Source organism: Megasphaera sp. AF13-6AC (assembly GCF_027685385.1).
Classification (GTDB): domain Bacteria; phylum Bacillota; class Negativicutes; order Veillonellales; family Megasphaeraceae; genus Megasphaera; species Megasphaera micronuciformis.
Map to the genome: position 1 here is coordinate 1 of NZ_JAQCUN010000083.1, position 6,014 is coordinate 6,014.

At 45.3% G+C, this 6,014-nt stretch carries 9 protein-coding genes; 6 read left to right on the plus strand and 3 right to left on the minus strand.

Features of this window, described 5'->3' with window-relative positions:
* The 6 genes from PGX78_RS05640 to queF form a co-directional block, all read left to right on the plus strand.
* Positions 1-460 (plus strand): HAD hydrolase family protein (locus PGX78_RS05640; RefSeq protein WP_270445823.1); only part of this gene is annotated, 460 nt, incomplete at its 5' end.
* A 225-nt stretch (positions 461-685) separates the two neighbouring features.
* Entirely contained in the window at positions 686-1,105 is a 420-nt protein-coding gene (locus PGX78_RS05645; RefSeq protein ID WP_270445824.1) for a 6-pyruvoyl trahydropterin synthase family protein, read from the plus strand.
* A gap of 2 nt (positions 1,106-1,107) precedes the next feature.
* Positions 1,108-1,761, plus strand: a complete 654-nt coding sequence (gene queE, locus PGX78_RS05650; protein ID WP_270445825.1) for a putative 7-carboxy-7-deazaguanine synthase QueE — start codon at positions 1,108-1,110, stop codon at positions 1,759-1,761.
* A 3-nt stretch (positions 1,762-1,764) separates the two neighbouring features.
* Positions 1,765-2,331 carry a GTP cyclohydrolase I gene (gene folE / locus PGX78_RS05655; protein WP_270445830.1) on the plus strand — a complete coding sequence of 189 codons (567 nt, stop codon included), beginning with the start codon at positions 1,765-1,767 and terminating at the stop codon, positions 2,329-2,331.
* An 11-nt stretch (positions 2,332-2,342) separates the two neighbouring features.
* The gene (gene queC, locus PGX78_RS05660; RefSeq protein ID WP_270445826.1) at positions 2,343-3,032 is read left to right on the plus strand and encodes a 7-cyano-7-deazaguanine synthase QueC; all 690 of its coding nucleotides are present in this window, start codon (positions 2,343-2,345) and stop codon (positions 3,030-3,032) included.
* A 1-nt stretch (position 3,033) separates the two neighbouring features.
* Positions 3,034-3,507: a preQ(1) synthase gene (queF, locus tag PGX78_RS05665; RefSeq protein ID WP_442864801.1), complete on the plus strand. Its 474-nt coding sequence runs from the start codon at positions 3,034-3,036 to the stop codon at positions 3,505-3,507.
* A 693-nt stretch (positions 3,508-4,200) separates the two neighbouring features.
* Here queF and PGX78_RS05670 read toward each other — a convergent pair.
* The 3 genes from PGX78_RS05670 to PGX78_RS05680 form a co-directional block, all read right to left on the minus strand.
* Positions 4,201-4,593 (minus strand): very short patch repair endonuclease, encoded by a 393-nt coding sequence (locus PGX78_RS05670; RefSeq protein WP_270445827.1) that lies wholly within the window; start codon positions 4,591-4,593, stop codon positions 4,201-4,203.
* Positions 4,594-4,606: 13 nt separating this feature from the next.
* The gene (locus PGX78_RS05675) at positions 4,607-5,812 is read right to left on the minus strand and encodes a GIY-YIG nuclease family protein (RefSeq protein ID WP_270445828.1); all 1,206 of its coding nucleotides are present in this window, start codon (positions 5,810-5,812) and stop codon (positions 4,607-4,609) included.
* On the minus strand, positions 5,805-6,014 hold a 210-nt coding region (locus PGX78_RS05680), incomplete at its 5' end, for a hypothetical protein (RefSeq protein WP_270445829.1). The genes PGX78_RS05675 and PGX78_RS05680, both read right to left, overlap by 8 nt.

A 6,014-nucleotide genomic window follows, 5' to 3' on the forward strand; every position in this document is an offset into this window, starting at 1 on the left:
CAAGGTCGGCAAGTCGTTAGAACTTGATGCCGTATACGGTAACCTCTTGCCTGCCGATAAGGTGAAACGAGCTGAAGCTTTGTTGCAAGAAACGAATGCCGCCGGCGGCTTTCTGGCCTTTGTCGGAGACGGCTTGAACGACGCACCCGTCCTGGCCCGTGCCGACGTAGGTATTGCCATGGGCGCCATGGGTTCCGACGCGGCTGTAGAAGCGGCGGACGTAGTTCTTATGGATGACGACCCCTTAAAGATTTCCGTGGCCGTCAAAATTGCTCGCAAGTGCATGGCCATTGTTAAGGAAAATATTTATATGGCTATCGGCATTAAGGTCCTCTTCCTCATCTTGGGGGCTGTCGGTATTGCCAATATGTGGTTTGCCATTTTTGCCGACGTAGGCGTTATGGTCTTGGCCGTATTAAATTCCATGCGTACCCTTTTGATGAAAAAAGTACAGGCATAAGAAGATACAAACAACGGTTTGCCTCATACGGGGCGGCCGTTGTTTTCTTATATACCTTATGCCGTTGACAAACGGGGCTTTAAGACATACAATGAAACGGCATACTCTATGCGGACAGTTCGTTTGCACCATCCTGTCCTTAAACAAAACCAGGGCTGTTTTTGTTTACGTTTTTACGTTGACCGAAAGCCTTGCTCAGAGCAGGGCTTTTTTTATGAGGTAACTATGTACTATATAAGCAGTGAAGCGACCTTTGACGGCGCTCATTTTTTAAAAAACTATGAAGGCAAGTGTCACAACCTGCACGGACACCGCTGGCTCGTACGGGCTCACGCCAAGGCGGAAGCCTTGAAAGAAACACGTCAGGAAAAGGGCATGCTGACGGATTTCGGGAACTTGAAAAAGTCCTTGAAAGAAGCCTGCGACTTTTTCGACCACGCCTTAATCTATGAAAAAGGATCGTTGAAGGACACGACCTTGGCATGCCTTGAAGAAGAAAACTTTCTCTTGCGTGAAGTATCTTTTCGACCGACGGCGGAAAATCTATCCAAGTATTTTTATGATCTTTTAAAGAAAGATTGCCCTGAACTTTGTCGGGTAGAAGTATACGAAACGCCGACCAATAAGGCGACATACGAGGAATAATCATGCGAGTTGTCGAAAAATTTGTGAGCATTAACGGTGAAGGACAACGTGCCGGCGAATTGGCTCTCTTCATTCGCTTTCAAGGCTGTAATCTGAGCTGTACCTATTGCGATACGGCTTGGGCCAATGAAGCGGACTGTCCTTACGAGGAAGAATCGCCGCAGGAAATTGTCGACTATGCCTGTCGTGAAGGAGTGACGGACATTACCCTTACGGGCGGAGAACCGCTCTTACAAGAGGGGATAGATGAACTGATCGATCTCTTGTCTAAGCATGGCTTTCACGTAGAAATCGAAACAAACGGGGCCGTATCCCTTCTTCCGTTTTGTCAAAGGCGACGACCGTCCTTTACGATGGACTATAAGTTACCGGGCAGCGGTTGTGAAAAAGCCATGGTGACGGGAAATTTCGCCATTCTTACCGAGAAGGATACGGTAAAGTTCGTCGTTTCAAGTACAGAAGACTTACAAAAAGCGGAAGAAATCGTAACACGCTACGATCTTGTCAATCATTGCGCCGTATATATCAGCCCCGTCTTCGGCTCCATCGACCCGGCACAGATGGTAGACTTTATGAAACAGAGGCGACTCAACGGGTGGAGATTGCAGCTTCAGCTCCATAAGTTTATTTGGGATCCTGAGAAAAGAGGAGTATAAATGATAGATAAAAAAGCCATAGAAGAACATATTCGCGGCATCCTCGTCGCCTTGGGAGAAGACCCGGACAGAGAGGGCCTGAAGGAAACGCCGAAGCGTGTGGCGGACATGTATGAAGAAGTCTTTGCGAGTATTGGTGAGTCGAATGACGATATTGCGGTCCGCCTGGCCAAGACCTTTGAAGACGAAGAGCAGACTGAAGATAAGGACCGTGTCGTCGTCATGAAGGATATCGATATGTTTTCTTTTTGTGAGCACCACATGGCACTTATGTACGATATGAAGGCGACAGTAGCCTATATCCCCAAAGGGCGAGTCATCGGCCTGTCCAAGATTGCCAGAATTTGTGATGCCGTAGGAAAAAGACTTCAGATCCAGGAACGAATCGGCAGAGATATTGCGGATATTATGGTCAAGGCGACGGGAAGCGATGATGTGGCCGTTATTTTGGCGGCATCTCACGCCTGTGTAACGACGCGCGGTATTAAGAACCGTAGTACACGGACAAAGACGGTGGAACTAAGGGGACGTTTTAAGACGGATGCAACCCTTCAAGTTTATTTACAATAAAGGACGATTATATGAAAACAGCAGTATTACTGAGTGGCGGTATCGACTCGACGACAGCTCTGGCACAGGCCGTAGATGCGTACGGATCTGAACATGTCATAGCCCTTTCCGTGCTCTACGGACAAAAACATAAAAAAGAACTGAGTTGTGCTGAAAAAATTGCCAACTATTACGGCGTACGGCGAATCTCCTTTGATGTGACCCCCTTATTTTCATACAGTCATAACAGCCTGATGGAACATTCGGAGAAGGCCGTGCCGAAAACGAGCTATGCCGAACAAATTGAAGAAACAAAGGGACAGTCTCCCGTAAGCACCTACGTGCCCTTCAGAAACGGCATCTTCCTTTCCGCCGCCGCCGGCGTGGCTCTCAGCCTTGATTGCGAACGAGTCGTTTACGGCGCCCATGCGGACGATGCGGCGGGAGCGGCCTATCCCGATTGCTCGCCGGCCTTCTTCGACGCTATGAAAACGGCTGTTTACGAGGGTACGGGCGGCGGTATTACCCTAGAAGCCCCGTTCATTCATATGAATAAAGCGGACATTGTAGCTGAAGGCCTACGCCTTCATGTGCCGTACGAACTGACCTGGTCGTGCTACGAAGGGGGAGACAAGCCCTGCGGCCTCTGCGGTACCTGTAGAGACAGAGAAGCGGCCTTTTCTGCCAACGGCACGATAGATCCCTTACGGAAAGGACAATAAGATGGAAAAACTGACACTCTTAGGCAATCAGAACGTGACTTATGCCAACGAATACAACCCGAACATCTTGGAAGTCTTTGAAAACAAGCACCAAGACCACGACTACTTCGTTAAATTTAACTGCCCCGAATTTACGAGCCTTTGCCCCATAACGGGACAACCGGACTTTGCGACTATCACCATTTCCTACGTACCGGATATAAAAATGGTGGAAAGCAAAAGCCTCAAACTCTACCTCTTCTCCTTCAGAAACCACGGTGCCTTCCATGAAGACTGCGTCAACATCATTATGGAAGACCTGATAACACTTATGGACCCTAAATACATTGAAGTGTGGGGAAAATTCCTGCCTCGCGGCGGCCTCTCCATCGACCCGTACTGCAACTACGGAAAAAAAGGAACTAAGTGGGAAGACGTGGCCTTTAAACGCCTGGCCGAACACGACATGTATCCGGAAAAGGTGGACAATCGGTAGGTTCGTGGGGATATAGTGGGTAAATAATGTTAATATGTGAAAAGCTCTCGCCTAGTGGCGAGAGCTTTTTTGATGAGTTTAAAAGATTGGTGGACACTTAGATATGAGGAAATTATATGAGAACCAATTCTAATAAGTGATATAATGTAAAACCTATGTAATATAAATGTAATAAAAGCGTGATTTAGGGGGCGGTAATAATTATGTTTTTGCGTGAAATCCCTGAGTCTTACAAAGGCGATTTTTTAGTTGCAACAAAAGCATTTATTAATGAGTATTTAGTGGTTAAATAATTAAGTTCTTATATTAGTTTCTTGTATTGTCAAAGCTTAACATCATCTTGTTAAATATTATCCGTTATGGTTATTACTGTTGTGGGGGTATAGTTTATGAAAAATGCTGGCATTAAATTTAAAATAAATGATGAAGCTGTTGCGTGATTGATACAAGGATTTCTGCCCGTTTTCGTTAGGACGTTTTGAATACACAGGAATTACTGCCTTTCTTACACCGAGGGGTGTGCAGAGGGCTTATTTTTTACTCACAATTTGTTTTACCGGCATTGAAAGTATAAATTAGGATGACCGGAGTAGCAAAAAACTGCACACGCTCATAACGATTGTTGTATCCCGTAACGAACAGGAAGAATTATCGTTATGAGGGTGTGCAGTTCTGCTCAACTAAATATAGGAGCTAATTTTTCGTCAAGGATAGCTCTGTTTTTCTTTTTAGTTCGCACTCCCATATACGGATGACGCACCAGCCACGCTCTTGAAAAAGCTGAGTAACGGCGGCGTCATGTTCGATGTTCTTTTGCCTTTTTCTGTTCCAGTATTCTGCGTTCTTAGCAGGTCGTGTATTTCGGCAATCGTGTCCATGCCAAAAGCATCCATCAACGAAAATCGCTATGTGCTTGTCAAGAAAAACAAAGTCAGGATGCCCTTTAACATTATAGTGTCGTCTCCATCCGGTAATATGCTTCTCGTCAAAATACTGGATAAGTTTTTCCTCGGGACTTTTATTCCCGGAAGACTTAACACGCTGCATGATTTTCGACCGTTCTGACTTTGAAAATACATCAGCCATAAATCACCATGCCCTATTCCGAAGAGCCTTTTTGAATAATCATTTGCAGGTTCTTATCATATCGATAGCTGTCGATCTTTTTATCAACAATAAGAGGAATGGCCTCCTCAATAATATTTAGAGGCACAGTAAACCATTCCTTGGGATAATGCATGATTCCTTCATCATCACGCACCCCGAAGTACACATTGACGTTGCTGAAAAAACTGTGGATACTTGCTTCGAGATAGGGAACATCCAAGTTGTAGCATCGCACCGTCAGCACGACTTCAACATCATTCATCAGGTATGTCGGCTCATGAACTGCATTTTTAATGCGCGTAGTAACATCGCCGGAACAGTATCCTATTTTGTAAAGATTGCGGATGGAGCGAATTTGTGGCGCACGGCTTAAACTACGAAGGACATAAATGTAACCATTCTGCACATCGGTAGAGTCGATGCTTACGGAACTTTCATTTTTCTCTATCAAATCGCTTATACAAAAGCCATCAAGTTTGAGAGCCTTACCAAGAGAACGATAGAGCATGGAGGATTCCGTGCCATTATCAAAGATACATCTCGTCCTTCCTTCTCGGCGCACTTTAGCGCCGCTCTTATACTCGATTTTTTGTTTGACGGCCAAATTCTGCTCCAAATAAAGAACTACACCTCGGAGAACATAGTAACAGCCTTCATGCAGATCCCCTTCTTTGAATTCTACAAGCCGTCTTCGTCCATGTTCCAAATCGTCATGGATTCTTTGAAAAGCCTCTTCATAAAGATCGAAATCTTTACAAACCTTGCGATGGGCAATGTAATCGGGACGCAACCTCTCGGACGGTTTGACATGGGACAGCGTATATATACTGTTAGCCTCGTCATCACCATCCAGGAGTCCAAGAGGATCGTCACTGATCAATTCTTCGACCGAGACGGATTTCGTCTCTTCTCTTTCCAACAGATTGTAGTAATCATATGGCAGAAGCGTTTTTACCTTCTTGGGGTCTTTTTTTATTGCCGCGAGACGTGAAGCAAGGCGATACTCACCTATATCGTCACCGAGTTCAGGGCATCTTTGATTTGTTTCATAGAAATCGGAGATTTCTTGAAAGCTATCAATTAGTCTGCTGTCCTGTGTTGAAACGGGAGTAGCTTTGGGGTCATCAACGGCAAGTAATCCCAGAAGATCGCTTTCAAATATTTCTGATAGTTTGTCTTTCTTTGTTTTCTCATCCATTCTTCTGATCCCTCTTTAATTGACGCAGGTATATAAGAGCTTCAGCAAGGCGTCTTTCAGTAGGATCGAGTGCATCCAAAGAAGGCTGCCGCCGCGTTACCTTGACAAACTCATTGATTTTCGGCCATAGATATATTGCCTCGTCATCCGTCATATTAACCTTAAATGCAGCGATACACTCCTGGATAGATTTAAGAATCTT

Coding starts and splice junctions, on each gene's coding strand:
- PGX78_RS05670 (WP_270445827.1), bottom strand. CDS start 4,593: ATGGCTGATGTATTTTCAAAGTCAGAACGGTCGAAAATCATGCAGCGT.
- PGX78_RS05675 (WP_270445828.1), bottom strand. CDS start 5,812: ATGGATGAGAAAACAAAGAAAGACAAACTATCAGAAATATTTGAAAGC.
- queC (WP_270445826.1), top strand. CDS start 2,343: ATGAAAACAGCAGTATTACTGAGTGGCGGTATCGACTCGACGACAGCT.
- queF (WP_442864801.1), top strand. CDS start 3,034: ATGGAAAAACTGACACTCTTAGGCAATCAGAACGTGACTTATGCCAAC.
- queE (WP_270445825.1), top strand. CDS start 1,108: ATGCGAGTTGTCGAAAAATTTGTGAGCATTAACGGTGAAGGACAACGT.
- PGX78_RS05645 (WP_270445824.1), top strand. CDS start 686: ATGTACTATATAAGCAGTGAAGCGACCTTTGACGGCGCTCATTTTTTA.